Raw genomic sequence first — 21,451 nt, 5'->3', positions numbered from 1 at the left:
TCCTCCGATAGTGTAACCCCCACCCCAATTAGGTTGCACAATTCGGAGGTTTCCTTTTTTAGGGCATTCCTGTTGCATCTTTTCCTAAATCAGTATTTTTGGGGCTTAATTGGATTTTTACATGCCTCAGAATACAGTACCTTCCAGATATACAATCACGGCTGCACTTCCCTACACTAATGGCCCAATCCATATTGGGCATTTGGCGGGGGTATATGTGCCCGCCGATATCTATTCCCGTTACCTACGCTTGCAAGGTCACGATGTGGCTTTTATTTGCGGAAGTGACGAACACGGGGTCGCCATCCCTATGAAGGCTAAAAAAGAAGGTGTTTCTCCCAAGGAAATCATTGATAAATACCACGGAATAATCAAACAATCTTTTGCGGATTTTGGAATTACATTTGACAATTATTCCCGTACCTCTGCCGAAGTACACCATAAAACCGCATCAGATTTCTTTCAGACTCTATATAATCAAGGGGATTTTATCGAAGAGGTAACAGAGCAATTATACGACGAGGAAGCCAAACAGTTTTTGGCGGACCGATTCGTGACCGGGACCTGTCCACGATGTGGCAACGAGGAAGCTTATGGTGACCAGTGCGAGAATTGCGGTTCCTCGCTGAATGCCACCGATTTGATCAATCCAAAATCCACGATAACCGGCGGAGTTCCGACACTGAAGAAGACCAAACACTGGTTTTTACCCTTAGATCGCTACGAAAACTTCCTTAAGGAATGGATTCTTGAAAGTCATAAGAACGATTGGAAACCCAATGTATACGGCCAGTGTAAATCCTGGATAGACGATGGGCTAAAGCCCCGGGCAGTGACGCGCGACCTTGATTGGGGTATTCCCGTACCTGTGGAAGGAGGCGAGGGCAAAGTACTCTATGTTTGGTTTGATGCCCCGATCGGATATATCTCTTCCACCAAGGAATGGGCTGCCCGCGAGGGCAAGGATTGGGAACCGTATTGGAAGGACAAAGACACCAAACTCCTTCATTTTATTGGAAAGGACAATATTGTTTTCCATTGTATCATCTTCCCAAGCATGCTTAAGGCACATGGGGATTATGTTCTGCCTGAAAATGTACCAGCCAATGAGTTTTTGAACTTGGAGGGCAACAAATTATCCACCTCCAAAAATTGGGCGGTTTGGTTGCACGAATACCTTGAGGAATTTCCGGATATGCAGGATGTACTGCGCTATGCGCTAACGGCCAATGCCCCGGAAACCAAGGACAACGATTTTACTTGGAAGGATTTTCAGGCGAGAAACAACAACGAATTGGTCGCCATTTTTGGGAATTTTGTGAACCGGGTGGCAGTATTGACACATAAATATTATGATGGGGTCATTCCTGAACCTGCTACTTTCTCAGATGGTGATAAACAAACCCTTGAGGCGTTAAAAAAGTTTCCCTCAACCCTCTCCAGTTCAGTGGAGCGGTACAGGTTTAGGGAAGGAAGTCAAGAATTGATGAACTTGGCTCGCTTGGGCAATAAATACCTGGCGGATGAAGAACCTTGGAAACTCATCAAAACAGACGAGGAACGCGTTAAGACCATCATGTTTGTGGCCCTTCAAATCGCTACTGGATTGGCTGTATTGAGCGAACCTTTTTTGCCTTTTACTTCCCAAAAACTCAAGAATATTTTGAATATTGGGTCAGGTGGAGTGGAATCTTCATGGCAAAGTGTTGCGGAAAAGGAAACCCTCCTTCCATCCAACCATCAAATCAATAAAAGCGAATTGCTGTTTAGAAAAATTGAGGACAAGGAAATTGAAGCCCAACTGGCCAAATTGGAGGCAACTAAAAAGTCGAATGAGCAAATGAATAAGGAAACCACTCCCCAAAAAGAAACCATCACTTTTGACGACTTTACCAAATTGGATATGCGGGTAGGCACCATTGTGGAAGCCGAAAAAATGTCCAAGGCCAACAAACTGCTTGTGCTAAAAGTGGATACGGGACTGGACACAAGAACCATTGTATCCGGAATTGCAGAGAGCTTCACCCCTGAAGAAATTGTTGGAAAAAAAGTAACCGTTTTGGTGAATTTGGCCCCAAGAAAACTCCGCGGGGTTGAAAGTGAAGGCATGATTCTAATGACCGAAAATCAAGATGGAAAGCTTGTCTTTGTAAACCCGGATGAGGAAGGTGTCGGGAACGGAGAAACCATAAACTAGTTTGCATTAATTGGTCAACATTTCGCTGATTTGGCTTAAAGCTGAATTCTTAACCATGTTATTTTTATGCAACTCATTCCATACATACTCCAACGTACACAGCTTCCCGAAAAAAGCGTAGTGAACACCATTGCGCTTTTAAATGAGGACTGCACCATCCCATTTATAGCACGCTACCGAAAAGAGCGCACAGGAAACCTAGACGAAGTCCAGATTGGCTCCATAGTACAGCATAAAACTGCTTTTGAGGCTTTGGAAAAAAGGAAGGCAGCCATCATTAAGGCGGTTGAAGAGCAAGAACTCCTAACCCCTGAATTGCAATCCAAGTTTCAAAGTTGTACAGATCTAACCCAACTGGAGGACCTTTATCTTCCTTACAAAAAAAGTAAAAAGACCAAGGCAGAAACTGCCCGCAAAAATGGTTTGGAGCCCTTGGCAAAAATCATCATGGGGCAACGCACGGATGAAATCGAATATGTGGCCTCCCAATACCTTGGCGATTCCATTCAAAATGAGGATGAGGCCTTGGAAGGTGCCCGACATATTATTGCGGAATGGGTCAATGAAAGAGGGGATATCCGCAACCAACTTCGAAATCAGTTGGAACGATATGCCCAAATTACAACCAAGGTTGTCAAGTCTAAAAAGGAGGAGGATAAAGCACAAAAATTCCGGGATTACTTTGATTGGAGCGAATCCTTGTCCCGTTGCCCCTCCCATCGATTTTTAGCCATCTCAAGGGCCGAAAAAGAGGGCTTTATCCGTATCAAAATAGAGATTGACGAGGAGCGGGCGCTCCAAAATATGGAACGCAGGCTTATTAAATCCAATAATGCTTGTTCCGAACAAATAGAAATGTCCATCGCGGATGCCTACAAACGCTTGCTATTCCCTTCACTTTCCAACGAGCTTTTAAAAAACGCCAAGGAAAAAGCGGATGCAGCTGCCATTCAGGTGTTTTCCAAGAATCTAAAACAATTGCTTCTGGGCGCTCCCCTCGGAGAAAAACGCATATTGGCCATTGATCCTGGATTTAGAACGGGCTGCAAAGTGGTTTGCCTAGACGCGCAGGGCGACCTGAAACACAACGAAACGATATATCCCCACGCCCCTCAAAACAACAGTTCCGGGGCCATAAAAAAGATTAGCTCCCTTGTAGACGCCTACAAAATTGAGGCCATCGCCATCGGTAACGGAACGGCTTCCCGGGAGACCGAACAATTGGTGAAACGCATTCCGTTCAAAAATCCTATTGAGGTTTTTGTGGTCAGTGAGGCGGGCGCCTCCATATATTCCGCTTCCAAGATTGCCCGTGAAGAATTTCCCAACTACGATGTTACAGTTAGAGGTGCCGTATCCATAGGCCGGAGATTGGCAGATCCCTTGGCCGAATTGGTGAAAATTGACCCCAAATCCATTGGGGTGGGTCAATATCAGCACGATGTGGACCAGACCAAGCTTAAATCCTCCTTGGACACCGTAGTGGAAAGTTGCGTGAACGCTGTAGGGGTCAATATCAACACAGCCAGTGTTTCCCTGTTGAGCTATGTCTCCGGAATCGGCCCAAAACTTGCGGAAAATATTGTCACCTATCGGAACGAACATGGAGGCTTTAAAAATCGAAAAGAGATCAAAAAGGTTCCGCGTCTTGGTGGAAAGGCCTTTGAACAAGGCGCTGGCTTTTTGCGTATTAAGGAAGGTGCAAATCCATTGGATGATTCGGCCGTGCATCCTGAAAGCTATCCGATAGTGGAACAAATGGCAAAGGACCAAGGCGTTCCACTTGCAGATATCCTTCGAAACAAAAATGTGCTACAGCGTATTGATCTGGAAAACTATTGTACGGAGATCATTGGAATGCCCACCTTGGAGGATATTTTGGAAGAATTGGAAAAACCTGGGTTGGACCGCAGGGAAAAGGCCAAGGTATTTACCTTTAATCAAAGCATTAAGGAAATCACGGATCTCCGAAAGGATCAATTGCTTCCGGGGATTGTCAACAACATTACCAATTTTGGTTGTTTTGTGGACATCGGAATCAAGGAAAGTGGACTCATCCATATTTCCAACCTATCAGATTCCTTTGTTAAAGATGTCAACGAGCATGTGAGCCTACATCAACAGGTGGTTGTGCGGGTCTTGGATGTTGACATACCCAGAAAACGAATTCAATTGGCGTTGCATAAGTCGCAATAAAACGCTTAAATCCCTTTTTTAAGAAATAATAGTTAACTTTTATTCCCTAACCTCAACGCTCAGCTATGAAACGCACTATTCTTTGTCTCTTGTTATTAATAGGGTTTCAGTTGTATCCCCAAGGTCAGATTGAATCGCAAAAGAGCAGCAATTGGCAGAACTTCACCTACGATATGGGTAATGTTTTTGGCGGTATCGGCCATGCTTACTCCCGGCCTTTTCATTGGGAAGGCGACGACTGGGCCAATTTTGGTTATTTGGCAGCAGGTACGGCGGTGCTTTTCTTGGTGGATGACGAACTGAACCACTGGACCAACGGTTTTAGCGAGGATGTCCCTGACTTCATAAAGGATTATGGAAACGAATTTGGAAACCCGAACAACAACTATATGTTCACCGGCGGGGTATATTTGGCCGGTCTTTTTACCAAAAATGAAAAGTTAAGGCGCACAGGCGTTCTCTTGATCTCTGCTGCCACCGCGGGTGGATTTCTACAGCAAGTGAGCAAACGAATTGTTGGGAGGGCAAGGCCAAAAAGTGGAGACAGTTCCAGCACCTACGACCCCCTGCACTTGGATCGAGTCTTCAATTATGACTCCTTTCCTTCCGGACATGCGATGTTGGCCTTTTCCAATGCCTATGCCATAGCCAAACAGTTTAAAAACCCCTGGGTAAAAGCAGGTATTTATACAGTGGGAATGATTCCGGGATTTGCCCGTATCATGGACGATTTCCACTGGGTTTCGGATGTGGCCTTCAGTACGTTGCTCAGTATTTTTATCGTGGAATCCATAGACCGCTATCTGGACTCCAAATACAATGAAAAGTACAATGCCCAAGCCAAAAAAGTGAGTTGGAACCTTAATTTCGGACCCGGTACCATGGGTGTGGCCCTTAGGTTCTAAGGATACCGCATTTGACTACCTCGGGGAATCGGGGCCATTTTGTATTTTTACTTCTTCAAAACGTAAAACATGTTATCTAAAAAACTAGAAAAGGCTCTAAACGAGCAAATTCGCATAGAAGCAGAGTCCTCACAAGTTTACCTTTCCATGGCTTGTTGGGCTGAAGTGCAAGGGATGGAAGGAGTGGCCGGGTTTATGTATGGCCATTCGGATGAAGAACGGATGCACATGCTCAAACTCGTCAAATATGTCAATGAACGGGGAGGCCATGCCCATGTTTCTGCTTTGAAAGCGCCCAAAACAGAGTTTGGCACCTTGCAGGAAATGTTCCAGGAGCTCTACGATCACGAACTATTCGTTTCCAAAAGCATCAACGAGTTGGTCCATGTGACCCTTCAGGAAAAAGACTATGCCACCCATAACTTTTTACAATGGTATGTGGCCGAGCAATTGGAGGAAGAAGCCTTGGCCAGAACGGTATTGGATAAAATCAACCTTATTGGAAACGACAAGGGAGGACTGTATTTATTTGACAGGGATATCCAGCAATTGACCGTGGAAAGTGCCGCCTCCGACATGGCTGGGGAATAATTTTGTTGATAACTCCTTTATTTAGATTAATTTAAAATAACTATATTTGGCCCATCTTGTAATAAGAGATGGGAAAAAAGAAAAAGGAACTATCCAAAAAGCACAAGACCAGGCTACGGGAACTCCCGGTAACCAACTGCAAGACCAAGTGCTGTAAAAAATATAAGAAGAGCGAAAGCAAACGCTGTGGACGTTGTCCATGCTTTGACCTTCTAAAGAAAGTAGCATAAAAAAAACCGCCTGAAGGCGGTTTTTTTATTTCAGTTTCTTTTTCTTGGGAAGATGTTGTACTACATTGTTCGCAGGGCTCCAAGACATAAATTCAGCATCGGAAAGAGACAAATACTCCTTGGCACGTTCCAAAAACAACCTACTATGCACACATGTACCATCGCATTGCTCCAAATGTTGTTGATACGCCTCTTTCTTCCCTTTCATATAGGCCAAATAGGCAGGAAAATTGGCTTTGCCCAAATGTCTTTCATAATTACGTTGGTCGGTCCAGTAGTCCTGCTCGTCCAAGGCTTCCAGTTTGTGGAGTCCCCACTCGTAGGAAGCATCCCGTTGCGCCAACTGCTCATAAAACCGTAATCCCTGAACATGGGTATCCACTTGGGACCAAGCCGGAGAGGCTAGGCCACATGCAAAAATCACCAATAAGAATCTGACAGTTTTCATCGCTCCTTCATCTGTTGTATTAGACGTACAACCACCCCCATTGTTACGCAGTCTATCTTTAAGTTAAAGTTAAAATTGGGCAAAAACAAAGAAAGGGGGCGATTGCCCCCTTTTTCTCGATTATCCGTAAATCCGGCTTATTTGCCGAGCATCAATAGCTCATTGCACTTTATCTCGGTGATATAACGCTTTTCACCTTCTTTGGTCTCATAACTGCGATGTACCAGCTTGCCCTCGATCATAACCTCCTTGCCTTTTTCCAAATAGCTCTCGGCAATTTCCGCGGTCTTGCCCCAGGCTACAATGTTATGCCATTGGGTGTCCGTTACCTTCTCGCCTTCCGCATTTTTGTAGGTCTCGTTCGTGGCCAAGGAAAATTTGGCCAGTTTGCTCCCACTTTCCATCAATACGATTTCTGGGTCATTTCCTAAGTTTCCAATCAACTGTACTTTGTTTCTAAGTGAATTCATGATTTAAATTTTACGTGTTAAACAGTTAATACTATCGAGCTTCATTGCATCGACGGGCAAACTTAGGGGTGTCAAAAAGCAAGAAACGGTTCTTAATCATTTGTTTTCGTTTGTAAACGGATGTATTCGTTTAGAAGTAGTTGCATATCGTTTCCCTAGGAAGCCCAACCCCTAGATTCTTTTTCAGGTTCAGGAGGGTTTTTTATCTTCGAAGCATGAACCCAAAGGACTTGATTATAGGTGTGATCATTGGAGCAGGGGCTGTGATATGGTTGCGGCTTTTGATAAAATCCAATAGAGAAAACAAAGATTACAGCCATTCTCTGCTGTCATGTGACATTAAAATTGTCTTCGGTTTGGTCGTCATCATTATTATAGGACTTCTTTTAATACTCAGAGGGGTAGGCATCCATGTAATTTGATCCGATACTTTGCCAACCAACATTAACCAGTAATATTCAATCTCTTCAAGTCCGTTTGTCCCATATTGTATATAGGTGCCTGAATGAAGTAATACCCAGTTTCAATCCCTTTTCTGGTTCATGGAGCATTTCACAAGTTGAACAACCAATAAAGCAAAAGCAAAATTGCCATGAAGGATAACCCATAAATCCATAGCCAAAGACCAAACTTAAAATACTCTTTGGTCGTGGTCTTCTTTATGGTAACATAAATGGACCTAGCCAATTTTATCAGCGACATATCCTGAAGTTATAAAAATCCAAGATGCTTTCCCCACTTTGCATATAGTTGCCAGTGCCTTGTTTCCATTTCCCTTTTCTGGTTCAGGAGGGTTTTTGGCTGTCTCTGTAAAAGCCAATGCTCGTTCTAAAAATGACATAAGCCAACAACCAACCAATGGATTGCCAGAACCAATCATTTCCTAGCTCATTTCTGACGCGTAATTTAGGATGGAGCAATTCATAAGGTGTCCTTTTTAATAGGGGTATAAGATCTGGGATAAGATAAATACCGATTGCAACGCCCAGAAGAAGGAGCAAGGCAGCAATTATTCTATAAAAAATTTTGCGACTTTTGGACACTCCTTTAAAAGTATCCATTTTCTATCATTCACAAAAACTTCGTTGGAGTTTGAATGATATATAAACGTTCTAAGACTTGAATATAGGACCAAAGGTCACACCTTAAAACTCCTGGATAAAGGCAGCTTCCGGACCCGCTTTCCCGTTGCCGAAAAAACGGCATTAGCCAAAGCCGGAATAGCTGGGGGTAGTGGCGGTTCGCCCAAACCTCTTGGCGGTAAATCATTTTGGACAAACTCCACATGGATTTCGGGTACGTCCCGCATCCGAATCCAGGGATAATCATGAAAATTGGACTGCTCCGTTGCTCCGTCCTTAAAGGTGATGTCCCCATACATAGCTGCAGAAAGACCTTCCAGAATTCCACCTTCCACCTGAGCTTCAGCTCCCGATGGGTTTACCACAATACCGCAGTCCACCACGACGTCCACGCGCAAAATTTTGATGTTTTCATCACCCTCTACCTCTACCGTCACCACTTCGGCGATAAAGGATCCCGCTCCTTTACGAGCGGCAAAGCCCCTGCCCTGCCCTTCGGGCAGTGGGACATCCCAATTGCTGTTCTCCCTTACTTTTTTTATCACATGGAGAAATCGTCCGTTATCGAATTCATATTCACCTACCACGGGGACCATGCGGGCCGGGCCCAAAAATTTCAAAAAGTAATCGATAGGGTCCATCTGGTTCTTAAAGGCCAATTCGTCCAAGAAACATTGGATAGGGAATGCATTGGCCGAAGCCGAAACCGCACGCCATTGGCCTAAAGGCACGTCGCTCAATACATGTCCGTATTCCAATTGAAGGTTGGGCACAAAACCTGCCGGGAACTCGTATTCGTCAATTTCCGTGCCTGCAACGCGACCTTCCCTCCCAAGGGAGGTCATACGAGAAGCATTGGCCACGACGTGGTGCCAGCCGGTCACCATACCATCTTTATCCAACGAAGCGGCTATTTTTTGGACACTCCCCGGTCTATACCAATCGTGCTTAACATCTTCTTCCCGGGTCCAGGTCAACTTTACCGGTTTTCCCATTTTCTTGGAGAGGATTGCTGCATCCATGGCATAATCCACGTAATACCTTCTTCCAAATGCCCCACCTATCCGGGGGATGTGAATTTGGATTTGTTCCGGTTGTAGGTCAAACAATTTGATCAGTCCATTTTGTAAGGCTTCCGGGTTTTGGGTTGGGGCCCATACTTCGCAAACATCATCACGAAAATCAACCGTGCAGTTCATGGGTTCCATCGGTACATGTGCCCAAAAGGGCAGTTCGTAAACGGCCTCATGGAACGATGACGCTTCTCTTTTTGCTTTCTCAATATCTCCGTCCCTTCTTTCTATGGTGGTATCACCTAGTTGGGCACGGAATCGCTCAAACAATTCTTCTGAGTTCTCTAGTTTACAGCCTAAATTGTCCCATTCGATTTTAAGTTTTTCGGCTCCTTTAAAGGCCGCCCAGGTAGAATTAGCCACCACGGCGACACCGTTTACAAAATTGGGACTGTTAGCTCCCAATAATCGCCCTCCGTATTCCTTGTTGTTTAATTCATGTACTGCAAGAACACCCTGTATTGCCATGGTTTCGCTATCGTCAAAGCTTTTGACTCCTCCTTCAAAAACGGGGTTTTTGCGAACTGTCGCATGGAGCATATTGGGCAGTTTTATGTCGATGCCATAGGCGGCCCGGCCTGTAACCATGGCATTCAAATCGGCATGTACGGTAGGTTTCCCAACTATTTCGTAAGCGTCCAAAGGTTTAAATTCCACCTCCTCGGGCAGTGGTATTTGGGAAGCTTCAGCCAATAGTGATTCAAAGTGGATTTCTTTTCCAGAGTCTTGGTGGATCACCTTGCTGTTTTGGGTTACAAGTTCGGCAGCGGGTAACCCCATTTTTTGGGAAGCGGCCTCAACAAGCACGTGTCTTACCATGGCGCCGGCTTTACGCATCAAATCCCAATTAAGTATAATGGCATAGCTTCCACCGGCCCACTGCTCCTCATAAATTGAATCAAAGTCCGCCTGAACGATTTTTACCTTGTTCCAATCGGCTCCCAATTCTTCGGCTAAGATCATGGGTAGCGATGTTTTAACCCCCTGCCCTATCTCCGGGTTCTTGGCGACCAAGGTCACCCAGCCATCGGTATCAATCTTCACCAAAGGAGAGAAGGTAAAGGATTCCGCAGGCGATTTTTTGGAAATACACGATTCCAGTTGCACCCCCAATAGCAATGCCCCGCTTCCCGATAAAGTAAGTTTGATAAAGTCCCTGCGTTGAATGGCTTCTTTCATTCCTCTAGTTTTTTAATTTCCTTTCCTTCAGTAATTTGATAGGTGGCGTTGACCTCTAGCTCACCGTTGGATTGTTTGATTCCTGTTGGCCATAAGATCTCTAATTTTGAAATTGCAGTATCCGATGGTATCCCAAAATGGATTTCTGGTGCATTTTCGCTGCCATAGCCTGTTTCCCTGATCAGATATCTTGTACGTATTGAGCCGTCCGAGAGCGTTAGTGTTGCCCAGCTTCCAATACCATAACTATTGGATTCTAACCCACGGAGCTTAATTTTGACCCAATTACCCAATGTATTTTGGTTGATATAGCAATCGTTGGCCTCTGCCTCTCCTCCCCAATTGCACACATAGAGGTCAAGGTCCCCGTCATTGTCCAAATCCCCGGATGCCACCCCGGCCGATATATGGCCTTCAATGGCTGGAAGGGAGTTATACACTCGTTTGAAAGTATCACCTCTTGATCCCGTATAAAGAAAATTCTGGATTTCGGGGTACCCCTCGGTCCCATTTGCTATGTAAAGGTCTAGCTGGCCATCATTATTAAAATCCCCCCAGGTCTGCCCCTTGGAAGGTCTTCTTACTTCGTAAGCTACCCCGCTTTCCGATAGTTTGGAAAAATTACCGCCACCCTGGTTTTCGTATAGGGCATTCTCATCGGAACGGGCCACATTGGTCACATAGATGTCCAAATCCTGGTCGTAGTCAAAATCCACAAAGGATACGCCGTAGGAGGCATTCAATTCTTCAACCCAAGCACCTAGATTTTGTTCTTCCAAAATGCCATCCGGAGTACTTAAATACAGATGGTTTCTATGTTTTCCGGTGACTCTTCCATCTTCCTTAACCACAAAATTGGCAACATACAGATCAGGAAGGCCGTCGCCATTTAAATCGCCCCAAGCACATGATCTGCCGTCCCCCTTGTTTCTAACCCAAGGGCCTTTTTGTTCTCTTTTAAAATTTCCCTTTCCATTGTTTACGTAAAGCGCATCATCCTCCCCATCCCGATTCACCACAAAGACATCCAGGTCCCCATCCCGATCAAAATCGCACCAACAAGCACCCGGGGAATTAGTCTTGTCCGAGGTAAGTTCACCATTCTCAGCGGCCGAAAAATTCCCTTTTCCATCATTTAGAAACAATAAATTCGGGGTGCCGAATTGTGTAGTGAAAAACAAATCCAAATCATGGTCATTGTCCACATCGACCGTATGCACCGATTCGCTCCAAGCTTTCAAGGTATTGTTCGCAATGGCCTTCCTTGTAAAACCCTCGCCGGTGTTAAAAAAGATGGTGTTTCCAAGCTGCAAAAGCGAATCTACCTGATTGGCCACCACAATATCCAGATGGCCATTCCCGTCTAAATCGGCAATGGAAACCCCGCGGGAACCTTGTTTGGGTTCGTCGAAATCCCATTTGGAGAATTGCAATTGCTGACCATGGATCCATGTTCCCGAACACAGAATACAAATCCAAATTGTAAAATGAAAACGCAGTGTAGCATCCATTTGAAGGAAGATGATTGATGATTGCACCCAAAAAAATTGGATTCCTAAACTTACCCAATAGCTAGGCGGAACCATAAGGGTTGCAGTAAACAGGCAGGATTTTGATAGTGAATGGTCTTAATACGTACGGCTTCGGAACAGGTCCGTAATCTCTTTGACAAAGCTTTTGCTGACCCGTCTACGGGTACCGTCCTTCATGATCACTTCCAAGGTGCTGCCGTTACCTCGTGCCAGTTCTGATACATAGTCCACGTTGATAATGGTCGATCTGTGGATTTTGCGGAAAGTTTCCACCGGAAGTATGTCCAAAAATGCTTTTAGGGGCTTTCGCATTACAAACACCCCTTGCGTGGTGAACAATTTGGTATAATAGTTTTCGGCGGCTAGCAACTGAATTTGGGATGGCTCGCAAAAATAGGTGTTCCCACCCCTAGTGAGCTCCAACCTTATGGGTTGTTGCTCCAATTGTGGTAAGGAAGTACGTAGTTTGTCAATTATAAACCAAACCAGTCCTACATCAATAAGCGTCCAAAACACGAAGAAATACCGGTAGACGCCAAACTTAGAACCTGGCAAATCCAGATATGGGCTAACTGTGGAGCTTACAATAAAGAACCAACCAAAATGAAGGGCGATCAACACGAGACCACTAATTAAGAGCAGGGGAAATCCATATTCCTTGTTTTGCACCTTCGCTTTTAGCCCTTTCAAGGTCAAAAATCCCAAAATCCAAGGCAACCAGATACCCATTTGCCAAAGCAGCACATGAAGCAAGGTGACTTGGTCCCTGGTGGTATATTCGCGCCAATAAATCAATCCCCCAAGAACTAGGGAAATAACCAAAACCAGACCAATAAAGTTCCTAAGCTTCATTTAGGGAATTTTACAGAATTTCATAAAATTACTAAACCTTGGCGAGCCTTTTTGGATTTATTCTCCCAAAGGGAACCCCCCATCTTGTTAAATTTATAAAGGGTTAGGCGGATACAGCAAGAATCGGGTTTTGTTCCCTGGGTCATCAACCTATTTTTGGGCTATAAAACAAAAGTCATGAACGAACAAGACAACTTAAATTACGATCGAATTGCCAAGGCCATTGGTCATATCCGAAATAATTTTCGCGAGCAACCCTCCTTGGACGAAATTGCGGAGCATGTACACCTCAGCCCCTTTCATTTTCAACGACTTTTTAAGGAATGGGCCGGAGTTAGTCCTAAAAAGTTCTTGCAATACACCAGCGTGGAACATGCGAAGTCGATGCTGAGGGGGGCGGACGCCACACTTTTTGACACCGCCATGGAAACCGGACTTTCCGGAACTAGCAGGTTGCACGATCTTTTTATTTCCATAGAGGGAATGACCCCAGGTGAGTTTAAAAATGATGGGGAAAACCTGAACATTAACTTTAGTTATGCGCAAAGTCCATTTGGCTTGGTACTTATTGCCTCTACGCCAAAAGGTTTGTGCCATGTTGCCTTTGTGGAGGATGAGGAAAAAGGCCTATACGAATTAAAAAAGGAGTTTCCAAAGGCCAAATACCAGCAATTGGTGGATCAAATCCAAGTAAATGCCTTGATGATCTTTGCCAACGATTGGAGCCAGATTTCCGAAATAAAACTGCACTTAAAAGGCACCGATTTTCAGTTGAAGGTTTGGGATTCCCTACTTAAAGTTCCAAAGGGAGGGCTTGCCACCTATGGCGCCATCGCCAAGGAAATAGGCAAACCCAAGGCATCAAGAGCCGTTGGAACGGCAATCGGCAATAACCCCATTGCGTATCTGATTCCGTGTCATCGGGTAATCCAATCATCCGGGGATTTGGGCGGTTATCGATGGAATACAACCCGAAAAACGGCCATAATCGGATGGGAAGCAGCACAATCCTAGGAAATTGATTTATCACAAAGACCTGAGTCATCAAGGGCTAGCGCTGCTGATTAAAAATGGAAAAATTCGATGGGGCGGCAACAAGAAGTTGAAGATTTATGGCTCCCTTCACTGCAAATCCGGAAAGCGGATGAACATGGAAAATCGGGTCTTTTTTGCAACAGAACAAGAGGCCTTGAAAGCTGGATTTCGCCCTTGTGGAAGTTGTATGCGTTCAAAATATGTACAATGGAAAAACGATACTTCTTCCTCAGAAACATTTTGAAAACCGTCAGTTCGAGTTTTTGCTGCAAGAAAAAGTACCTGCCTGCCGGCAGGCAGGTCGAATACAAGGTTTAAAACTATCTTTGGGAACTAAAACAACACTATGAGCAACTGGTTACAACCCACCACTCTTGAAGGAACAAGAGTCAAACTGATTCCGCTCCAAAAAAACCATAGAACGGAATTGTTTCAAGCCGCTTCAGATGGCAAACTATGGGAATTGTGGTTTACCTCCGTTCCTTCGGAAGAGACCATCGATGCTTACATAGAAACCGCTCTTGAAAACCAAAAAGACGGGACCGCACTACCCTTTGTGGTTATGGATAAAACAACTAATGAAATAGTTGGGTCCACTCGATATTTAAATGTGGAAGCGGAACACAGACGGTTGGAAATAGGAGCGACTTGGTATGCCAAAAAAAACCAGCGAACGGGCCTGAATGTGGAATGCAAACTTTTGTTGCTACAACATGCCTTTGAACATTTAAAATGTATTGCTGTGGAATTCCGCACCCATTACCACAACCTTGCCTCCCGCACGGCCATTTCAAAACTAGGGGCAAAACAGGAGGGAATTCTTAGGAACCACCGTATAGATTCCCAAGGACTTTATCGGGATACTGTGGTTTTTTCCATTTTGGACGGTGAATGGGCAACTGTTAAATACGGATTGGAACACCGGATGAATAAAACGTATTGAATTATTTTGGCGCCTTGGGTCTTAACAGCTCGACCTAACCTCTGTGGTTCTACCTTACTTTTAATAGTTTCGCAAAATTAAAACTGGCCTGCACCAAATTGGCATAACTCTGGGCCTTTGCCTCCTCCAAACTGCCAATGGTGTTGAGAATGGAAACCGCATAATCCAACCCCATCCTTTGAATCTCCTCCACCGAAACATTAACGGAGCCACATAAAGCGGCAACGGGAATGTTGCGTTCTTTTGCCAGCTTGATCACCCCAGCAATGGTTTTACCTGAAGAAGTTTGATGGTCCAACTGACCCTCCCCGGTTATGATCCAATCGGCATCTGCCAGAGCAGCGTCGAAATGTGCCATTTCCATTACTAAATCTACTCCAGAAGTGAGTGTAGCTCCCAAAAAGACCATAGCTCCAGCTCCCAATCCCCCGGCGGCTCCAACTCCTGGAATCTGTTGGACATCCTTTCCGAAACTTGCCTCCAATACTTGGGCAAAACTCTTTAGACCTTTATCCAAAAACTCCACTTCTTCTGCAGAAGCTCCCTTTTGTGCAGCATACACATGGGCGGCCCCATCTGGCCCATAAAATGGGTTGTTCACATCGCAGGCTACCTTCACCATAACATTTTGAAAGGCTTCGGGCGAAGGGACATCAATTTCTTTAACCTTTACAAGATTGCGGCCAATCGGTTCCAGTTGTTCTCCCAAGTGATTCTTAAATTCAAAGCCCAGGGCAGCAGCCATGCCCATTCCTCCATCGTTGGTGGCACTGCCCCCTATCCCAAGTACAATTTCTTTTGCCCCTTGCTGCAAGGCATCGGCAATTAGCTCGCCGGTACCAAAGGAGGTGGTATGCATGCAGTTCATTTCTGATCGGTCCAACAACTTGTACCCCGATGCCTCGGACATTTCTATATAGGCAATCCGACCATCTTGGGAGAGCAAATAGCTTGCTTCGATTTCTCTAAACAGTGGGTCTTTCACCCGAACGCTCCGTTGGTTTGCGTTTAAATAATCCTTAACCACTTCCAAGGTGCCATCGCCACCATCGGCCAGCGGTTTTTTAAGGATCGTTGCTTTGGGAAAGACCATTTGGATGCCTTGTTCGACAGCATCGCAAAATTGTGGCCCTGATAGGGAACCCTTGTATTTATCCGGAGCGATGACAAACTTCATTCAAAGGAAATTAGGAAGGTGACGTGATAAACAGACACTCAAAATACGATGAAAGCAACGAATTGCCAAGGAACCACCTCAACAGCTTTCCTATTGAAATACGGGAATCACCATTTATAGTTTAAATTTGGAATGGAAGTTGTATTGCTTGAATCAAAATCATTATCATGAAAAAAATTATAACACTATCCTTATTTATCGTATTGACTATGACTACCTATTCACAGACCAAAAACTTTTTGGATATTCCCTATTTAGAAACCTCGGCTCGAGTGGACACCTTGGTTACCCCGGATAAAATATTTTTGAGTATTACCATCCAGGAAAAAGATTCCAAAGGACGTAAGTCCGTGGAGGAACAAGAGAATAAAATGGCAAATAGCCTAAAAGCTCTTGGTATCGATTTAGAAAAACAATTGGTGATTAAAGATTTGAGCAGCAACTTCAAAAAATATTTCCTCCGACAAAAAAATGTACTGAAAACCAAACAATATTCGCTATTGGTGCATTCGGGCAAAAAGGCCGGAGAAGTATTGATGGCCCTGGAAAAATTGGGCATCGCCAATACCTATCTGGAAAAAACAGAATATTCCAAGATGGAGGACCTGGAACTTGAACTTAAATCCAAGGCCGTTGTCAAGGCTAAGAAAAAAGCGGAGGCTTTAACAGCGCCCTTGGATCAAAAAGTTGGGTCGGCCATACATATACAGGACACATCCACCCCATATTATCCCAGATACAACCAACCCCGAATGGAAATGAAGACCATGGCCATGGACGCGGGCGAAGCCCAACCTTTGGATATCGATTTTGAAAAAATCAAAGTGGAGACTTCGGTGAATGTCAAATTTAAAATTTCGGAATAGCAATTAGTAAAAATGCACAACCCAATTATTGCTGACAAAACCTTTGAAAATCTGGATTTTTCCCAAACCCGATTGGAAAAAGGAGAATATGAGAACTGCGTTTTTGTACGGTGTAATTTTTCCGAAGGTTTTTTGGACAACCAGAATTTTATGGAGTGCGAGTTCCTGGATTGCGATTTGACCAATGCCAACATCAAGCACACTATTTTTAAGGAAACAGTTTTTAAAGCCTCCAAATTGGTAGGTCTGCGCTTTGAAGATTGTAACGATCTGTTGGTTTCGGTACGTTTCGAAGGCTGCAATCTAACCCTTTCATCCTTTTATGGTCTAGCAATCAAGGGAACCCTATTTGTCAGCTGTATTCTTAATGAAACTGATTTTACGGAGACCGATTTGTCCCAAGTAACCTTTCGTGAATGCAATATGGAGAAAGCTATTTTTCAGCAGACCAATCTTCATGGAGCCAACCTTGCTTCTTCCTTCAACCTTAACCTTGACCCATCCAAAAACCATCTTAAAAAAACCAAGTTCAGTACGGACAATCTTATTGGTTTATTGAAAAAATACGATATTGTTGTGGAGTAAATGAAGTTGATATGTCCGAAAAGAAATGTCTGGAATGTGGTGATGCGCTGGTGGGACGGGTAGATAAAAAGTATTGTTCCGACCATTGCAGGAACGCTTATAACAACCGCTTGAACAAGGACAGCAAAAATCTTGTCCGAAACATCAATAATAGACTTCGGAAAAACTACCGTATCCTGGATAGTTTCACTTTAAAGGATGGGAAAACCAGAACCACAAAAATGCGGTTGATGGACAAAGGTTTCGATTTTGAGTATATCACCAACCTCTACACCACCAAAAAAGGGAGTACTTACTATTTTGTGTACGATCTAGGCTATTTGCCCTTGGACAATGACAACTATATTATTGTAAAAAGGGAGTAGCTTGGGATTATTTCTTCCAGTTTTGAGCACTAAGCTTTAAGGCAGCAATTACAATATCCTTTCTACTGATCTGTCCTACCAGAATATCGTTTTTCATTACTGGTAACCTACGCCGGTTGTGCTTATCGAATACCCCAGCAGCATCAAAAATGCTCATGTCGTGAGGTATGGTCTGCACATCTTTGGTCATAAATCGCTCCACGCTCTTGTCCAAAATGGGTTGATTGAAATATCTACTCTCGGAGATTTGCTTCATACAATCGGCCTCGGAAATTATCCCGACCAAGAAACCGTTTTTGTCCATTACAGGTCCCCCGGAAATGTGATATTTGGCAAATGCCTCCATCACCTCCAGTATAGATTGTTCGGGTGAAAAAGTGACCAATTTTTTGGTCATATAGTCCTCCACCAGGATGGGCGCGTCATATTCCTTCTTTGAAGCCTCTTTAGATCGAACACCTTGAAAACTCTTGATTGCCATATCAGTTACTTTTAGGGTTGATTAATAAATATAGCGTTTTTTAACGAAATATTTAAATAATCTTCAATCGAGGTGGTTAGATTTCATATTTTTGCATGCCATCTTAATCAAACTATGAAGTTTTCTAAAAATCTTGCGCTACTGCTGCTCATCTTCTCTGTATACTGGGCTTTTCGAGCCTTGATGCCGCAGTATAAAACCGATGCTGACAAAGCTCCAAATGCGTTCTCAACAGACAGGGCTTTGGAACATGTAAAACAGCTTTCCAAAGAACCCCACGCAGTAGGTTTCCCTGGTCATGCAAAGGCCAAAAGCTACATTATCTCGGAGCTGAACAAAATGGGCTTGGAAACTACAACCCAAGAAGGTTATACAGCCGGGGATTGGGCCAATTTGAGCAAGGCCACCAATATCCTGGCAAAGATCAGGGGGTCCGGAAATGGAAAAGCATTGCTTTTATTATCACATTACGATAGTAGTCCCCACTCTTCCTTGGGGGCCAGTGATGCCGCCAGTGGTGTGGCAACCATCTTGGAGGGAATAAGGGCCTTTTTGGCTGAGAACGAAACTCCAAAAAACGATATCATCATTCTTATTTCAGATGCGGAAGAATTGGGCCTAAATGGAGCCGACCTTTTTGTAAACCAACACCCTTGGACCAAAAACGTTGGGCTTGTGTTGAACTTTGAGGCCCGGGGAAGCGGCGGCCCTAGTTATATGCTGATCGAGACCAATCAGGGCAATGCCAAGTTGATTGAGGAATTTACCAAGGCAAGTCCAAAATATCCGGTGGCAAATTCCTTGGCCTATAGTATTTACAAAATGTTGCCCAATGATACCGATCTCACCGTTTTTAGGGAAGATGCGGATATCGAGGGCTTTAATTTTGCCTTTATTGATGATCATTTTGACTATCACACGGCCTTGGACAACTATGACCGATTGGACCGAAACACCCTTGCCCACCAAGGAAGCTATTTGATGCCTTTATTGGAGCACTTCAGCGATGCGGATCTACAGAAACTCAAGAGCTCTGAGGATTATATATATTTCAACCTTCCATTTTTTAGGTTGGTATCCTATCCCTTCGGATGGATTTGGCCCATGTTCGGGCTAGCGGTACTTGCATTTGTACTGTTATTGGTCTTCGGGCTAAAAAAACAGCAACTAAACCTGAAGGATATCCTCAAAGGTTTTGTACCCATGCTCATAGCCCTTGCCATCAACGGGGTATTGGGATACTTTGCTTGGCCCATGATATCTGGATGGTACGGGGAGTTCAATGATATGCTTCATGGATTTACCTATAATGGACATGCATTTATTGTTATGTATTCCATGCTTTCCTTGTCCGTTTGTTTCTGGGTATACCACAAATTCCGGAAAACTGGAACAGCCAATTTGCTTGTGGGTCCCATTTTTCTTTGGTTGGTTATTTGTGGCCTAGTGGGTCTATATTTAGAAGGGGCAAGTTTCTTTACCGTCCCAGTTTTTGGAGCGCTTGCGGCATTGATGGTACTTATCAACCAAGAAAAACCAAGTCCCCTCTTGTTGGTTTTCCTGACCCTTCCGGCAGTATTCATCCATGCACCCTTTATTAAGATGTTTCCCGTTGGGTTGGGCCTAAAAATGATGGTGGCAAGCACAGTTTTTACCACCTTGTTGTTTTTCTTGGTCTATCCTTTCTTGGGTGGACTCAAAAACAAAGAACGGTTTGCCTATTTGTTTCTATTTCTCTTTTTCGCCTTTGGTATCTCAGCCCATATAAATTCAGAGTTTACCGAGGAGAGGCCGAAACCCAGCAGTCTGTTATATGTTTATGATGCCAATGATGACTCGGCAACCTGGGCCACCTATGACCACAGTTTAATCGGATGGAATTCGCAATTTTTGGGTGACGAAAGAACAAAGGTGGGCACAGATGAATACAGCTCGCTATCCAGCAAGTACAATACGGGATTCACCTATGTGCAGGAAGCACCAAAAAAGGAAATTCCGGAGCCTTGGGTAGATACTATTTTGGACACCATTGTTGGTAACGAACGTATATTGGAACTCTGCATTACCCCAAAAAGGGATGTTAATCGGTTGGAGGTCTATTCCAACGATATTAAATTGACCTCAGCAAAGGTAAATGGGATATCCCTTTCCGATGCTTATTTGGCGAGCAGGGGCCAACGCTTGGTGACCCATTACATTAGCAACAACGATTATACCGAATTGGAGTTGAGTTTTCCAAAGGATGACCAGTTGGAACTAACCTTATATGAGTCTTCCAATGATCTGCTTTCCCATCCAGAATTTACGGTCCCGCAAAGGCCAAAGACCAGTATTCCAATGCCTTTTGTCCTCAACGATGCCATCATGGTCATTAAAACCTTAAAGTTTGAATAAAAAAATTGGGGTCCTTGGTTGCGGTTGGCTCGGGCTTCCTTTGGCCAAGACACTGCTTGAAAAGGGGTACAAGGTATATGGTACCACCAGTACCCAAACAAAGCTGGCAACCTTAAAGGCTGAAGGTATCGAGTCCTATTCGATTTTGCTTTCCGAAACACGAATAGAGGGCGATATTCAAGACTTTTTATCCAATATTGATGTGCTCATTGTCAATATTCCTCCTCGTTTGAGAGGGTCAAACAATGAGAGTTTTGTCGCCAAGATGAAATTGCTCCAAAATGCCCTTACCAATGCTTCTGTTGAAAACGTACTGTTTATAAGCAGTACGGCAGTGTATGGTGATGTTAGTGGTGAAGTTACGGAGGAAACCATACCAAGACCAAGTACGGCATCAGGCACCCAGCTATTGCAAGTTGAAAACCTTCTAAGGGATAATCCGTCGTTTAGGACAACCGTGATTCGGTTCGGTGGATTGGTAGGTCCCCAAAGGAATCCAACAACCATGTTATCCGGTAAGGAAAGCCTTTCCAACGGAAATGACCCAATAAACCTGATTCATCTGAACGACTGCATCCAGATGATCTGCACCATCCTTGAAAAAGGGTATTGGAATCAATTGTTTAACGGGGTATATCCATATCATCCGCAAAAAAAGGACTTTTATACCGAACAGGCCTTAAAACTGGGAATCCCTGCCCCAACATATCTGGACAACCCCAAAAGGCAAGCTGGAAAAATAGTGTTAAGCCAGAATTTTCTTAATAAATCACACTTCTTTTACACCCCTATCGACACTTAGTTGACCACCCTAAAATAAGGTTTCACAACAATTAAGATAATTTTAAGT

19 protein-coding genes are annotated in these 21,451 nt (G+C 44.1%); 12 read left to right on the top strand and 7 right to left on the bottom strand.

What is annotated here, in order from left to right:
* The first annotated feature begins 121 nt into the window (after positions 1-121).
* The 4 genes from metG (at position 122) to M3P07_RS10955 (ending at position 5,889) form a co-directional block, all read left to right on the top strand.
* A complete protein-coding gene (gene metG / locus M3P07_RS10970) occupies positions 122-2,197 on the top strand; it encodes a methionine--tRNA ligase (protein WP_249969957.1) in 2,076 nt (691 codons plus the stop codon).
* 66 nt (positions 2,198-2,263) lie between these two features.
* A complete protein-coding gene (locus M3P07_RS10965) occupies positions 2,264-4,393 on the top strand; it encodes a Tex family protein (protein WP_249969956.1) in 2,130 nt (709 codons plus the stop codon).
* Positions 4,394-4,458: 65 nt separating this feature from the next.
* On the top strand, positions 4,459-5,298 hold the full coding sequence (locus M3P07_RS10960; protein WP_249969955.1) for a phosphatase PAP2 family protein: 840 nt from the start codon (positions 4,459-4,461) through the stop codon (positions 5,296-5,298).
* Between the two features lie 69 nt (positions 5,299-5,367).
* A complete protein-coding gene (locus tag M3P07_RS10955; protein WP_249969954.1) occupies positions 5,368-5,889 on the top strand; it encodes a ferritin in 522 nt (173 codons plus the stop codon).
* A 255-nt stretch (positions 5,890-6,144) separates the two neighbouring features.
* Here the strand turns inward: M3P07_RS10955 and M3P07_RS10950 are convergent, their stop codons facing one another.
* From M3P07_RS10950 to M3P07_RS10930, 5 genes are all read right to left on the bottom strand, one after another.
* A complete protein-coding gene (locus M3P07_RS10950) occupies positions 6,145-6,567 on the bottom strand; it encodes a hypothetical protein (protein WP_249969953.1) in 423 nt (140 codons plus the stop codon).
* A 137-nt stretch (positions 6,568-6,704) separates the two neighbouring features.
* On the bottom strand, positions 6,705-7,037 hold the full coding sequence (locus M3P07_RS10945; protein WP_249969952.1) for a single-stranded DNA-binding protein: 333 nt from the start codon (positions 7,035-7,037) through the stop codon (positions 6,705-6,707).
* A 1,138-nt stretch (positions 7,038-8,175) separates the two neighbouring features.
* Positions 8,176-10,371 carry a xanthine dehydrogenase family protein molybdopterin-binding subunit gene (locus M3P07_RS10940; protein WP_249969951.1) on the bottom strand — a complete coding sequence of 732 codons (2,196 nt, stop codon included), beginning with the start codon at positions 10,369-10,371 and terminating at the stop codon, positions 8,176-8,178.
* Positions 10,368-11,882 carry a CRTAC1 family protein gene (locus M3P07_RS10935; protein WP_249969950.1) on the bottom strand — a complete coding sequence of 505 codons (1,515 nt, stop codon included), beginning with the start codon at positions 11,880-11,882 and terminating at the stop codon, positions 10,368-10,370. The genes M3P07_RS10940 and M3P07_RS10935 overlap by 4 nt, the downstream gene beginning before the upstream one ends.
* Positions 11,883-11,999: 117 nt before the next feature.
* Positions 12,000-12,755 (bottom strand): LytTR family DNA-binding domain-containing protein, encoded by a 756-nt coding sequence (locus tag M3P07_RS10930; RefSeq protein ID WP_249969949.1) that lies wholly within the window; start codon positions 12,753-12,755, stop codon positions 12,000-12,002.
* Positions 12,756-12,932: 177 nt separating this feature from the next.
* On the opposite strand from M3P07_RS10930, the gene M3P07_RS10925 reads away from it, so the two are divergent.
* From M3P07_RS10925 to M3P07_RS10915, 3 genes are all read left to right on the top strand, one after another.
* Entirely contained in the window at positions 12,933-13,769 is an 837-nt protein-coding gene (locus M3P07_RS10925) for a bifunctional helix-turn-helix domain-containing protein/methylated-DNA--[protein]-cysteine S-methyltransferase (protein ID WP_249969948.1), read from the top strand.
* Positions 13,770-13,773: 4 nt separating this feature from the next.
* Positions 13,774-14,034 carry an Ada metal-binding domain-containing protein gene (locus M3P07_RS10920; protein ID WP_249969947.1) on the top strand — a complete coding sequence of 87 codons (261 nt, stop codon included), beginning with the start codon at positions 13,774-13,776 and terminating at the stop codon, positions 14,032-14,034.
* Positions 14,035-14,136: 102 nt separating this feature from the next.
* Positions 14,137-14,733, top strand: a complete 597-nt coding sequence (locus M3P07_RS10915; protein WP_249969946.1) for a GNAT family N-acetyltransferase — start codon at positions 14,137-14,139, stop codon at positions 14,731-14,733.
* 49 nt (positions 14,734-14,782) lie between these two features.
* Here M3P07_RS10915 and M3P07_RS10910 read toward each other — a convergent pair whose 3' ends face one another.
* Positions 14,783-15,910: a glycerate kinase gene (locus tag M3P07_RS10910; RefSeq protein WP_249969945.1), complete on the bottom strand. Its 1,128-nt coding sequence runs from the start codon at positions 15,908-15,910 to the stop codon at positions 14,783-14,785.
* Between the two features lie 167 nt (positions 15,911-16,077).
* Here M3P07_RS10910 and M3P07_RS10905 point away from each other — a divergent pair, with 167 nt between their 5' ends.
* Genes M3P07_RS10905 through M3P07_RS10895 form a run of 3 tightly spaced genes read left to right on the top strand, consistent with a single transcriptional unit; the run spans position 16,078 to position 17,726 of the window.
* Positions 16,078-16,776, top strand: a complete 699-nt coding sequence (locus M3P07_RS10905) for an SIMPL domain-containing protein (RefSeq protein WP_249969944.1) — start codon at positions 16,078-16,080, stop codon at positions 16,774-16,776.
* Positions 16,777-16,788: 12 nt separating this feature from the next.
* Positions 16,789-17,361, top strand: a complete 573-nt coding sequence (locus tag M3P07_RS10900; protein ID WP_249969943.1) for a pentapeptide repeat-containing protein — start codon at positions 16,789-16,791, stop codon at positions 17,359-17,361.
* A gap of 11 nt (positions 17,362-17,372) precedes the next feature.
* Positions 17,373-17,726: a hypothetical protein gene (locus tag M3P07_RS10895; protein WP_249969942.1), complete on the top strand. Its 354-nt coding sequence runs from the start codon at positions 17,373-17,375 to the stop codon at positions 17,724-17,726.
* A gap of 7 nt (positions 17,727-17,733) precedes the next feature.
* Here M3P07_RS10895 and M3P07_RS10890 read toward each other — a convergent pair whose 3' ends face one another.
* On the bottom strand, positions 17,734-18,207 hold the full coding sequence (locus M3P07_RS10890) for a CBS domain-containing protein (RefSeq protein WP_249969941.1): 474 nt from the start codon (positions 18,205-18,207) through the stop codon (positions 17,734-17,736).
* Positions 18,208-18,321: 114 nt separating this feature from the next.
* Between M3P07_RS10890 and M3P07_RS10885 the strand changes: the two genes are divergently transcribed.
* Positions 18,322-20,601 carry a M28 family peptidase gene (locus M3P07_RS10885; protein ID WP_249969940.1) on the top strand — a complete coding sequence of 760 codons (2,280 nt, stop codon included), beginning with the start codon at positions 18,322-18,324 and terminating at the stop codon, positions 20,599-20,601.
* Positions 20,594-21,403, top strand: a complete 810-nt coding sequence (locus M3P07_RS10880) for an SDR family oxidoreductase (RefSeq protein WP_249969939.1) — start codon at positions 20,594-20,596, stop codon at positions 21,401-21,403. The genes M3P07_RS10885 and M3P07_RS10880 overlap by 8 nt, the downstream gene beginning before the upstream one ends.
* The last annotated feature ends 48 nt before the right edge of the window (positions 21,404-21,451 follow it).

It is taken from the genome of Flagellimonas myxillae (assembly GCF_023502235.1).
Classification (GTDB): Bacteria; Bacteroidota; Bacteroidia; order Flavobacteriales; family Flavobacteriaceae; genus Flagellimonas; species Flagellimonas myxillae.
Note: the sequence above shows the minus strand (reverse complement) of the source record. Positions and strands in the feature narration are given on the sequence as shown.

Excerpts from the sequence above, each read along its gene's own strand:
- metG (WP_249969957.1), top strand. The coding sequence starts at position 122 with ATGCCTCAGAATACAGTACCTTCCAGATATACAATCACGGCTGCACTT.
- M3P07_RS10965 (WP_249969956.1), top strand. The coding sequence starts at position 2,264 with ATGCAACTCATTCCATACATACTCCAACGTACACAGCTTCCCGAAAAA.
- M3P07_RS10960 (WP_249969955.1), top strand. The coding sequence starts at position 4,459 with ATGAAACGCACTATTCTTTGTCTCTTGTTATTAATAGGGTTTCAGTTG.
- M3P07_RS10955 (WP_249969954.1), top strand. The coding sequence starts at position 5,368 with ATGTTATCTAAAAAACTAGAAAAGGCTCTAAACGAGCAAATTCGCATA.
- M3P07_RS10950 (WP_249969953.1), bottom strand. The coding sequence starts at position 6,567 with ATGAAAACTGTCAGATTCTTATTGGTGATTTTTGCATGTGGCCTAGCC.
- M3P07_RS10945 (WP_249969952.1), bottom strand. The coding sequence starts at position 7,037 with ATGAATTCACTTAGAAACAAAGTACAGTTGATTGGAAACTTAGGAAAT.
- M3P07_RS10940 (WP_249969951.1), bottom strand. The coding sequence starts at position 10,371 with ATGAAAGAAGCCATTCAACGCAGGGACTTTATCAAACTTACTTTATCG.
- M3P07_RS10935 (WP_249969950.1), bottom strand. The coding sequence starts at position 11,882 with ATGGATGCTACACTGCGTTTTCATTTTACAATTTGGATTTGTATTCTG.
- M3P07_RS10930 (WP_249969949.1), bottom strand. The coding sequence starts at position 12,755 with ATGAAGCTTAGGAACTTTATTGGTCTGGTTTTGGTTATTTCCCTAGTT.
- M3P07_RS10925 (WP_249969948.1), top strand. The coding sequence starts at position 12,933 with ATGAACGAACAAGACAACTTAAATTACGATCGAATTGCCAAGGCCATT.
- M3P07_RS10915 (WP_249969946.1), top strand. The coding sequence starts at position 14,137 with ATGAGCAACTGGTTACAACCCACCACTCTTGAAGGAACAAGAGTCAAA.
- M3P07_RS10910 (WP_249969945.1), bottom strand. The coding sequence starts at position 15,910 with ATGAAGTTTGTCATCGCTCCGGATAAATACAAGGGTTCCCTATCAGGG.
- M3P07_RS10905 (WP_249969944.1), top strand. The coding sequence starts at position 16,078 with ATGAAAAAAATTATAACACTATCCTTATTTATCGTATTGACTATGACT.
- M3P07_RS10900 (WP_249969943.1), top strand. The coding sequence starts at position 16,789 with ATGCACAACCCAATTATTGCTGACAAAACCTTTGAAAATCTGGATTTT.
- M3P07_RS10895 (WP_249969942.1), top strand. The coding sequence starts at position 17,373 with ATGTCCGAAAAGAAATGTCTGGAATGTGGTGATGCGCTGGTGGGACGG.
- M3P07_RS10890 (WP_249969941.1), bottom strand. The coding sequence starts at position 18,207 with ATGGCAATCAAGAGTTTTCAAGGTGTTCGATCTAAAGAGGCTTCAAAG.
- M3P07_RS10885 (WP_249969940.1), top strand. The coding sequence starts at position 18,322 with ATGAAGTTTTCTAAAAATCTTGCGCTACTGCTGCTCATCTTCTCTGTA.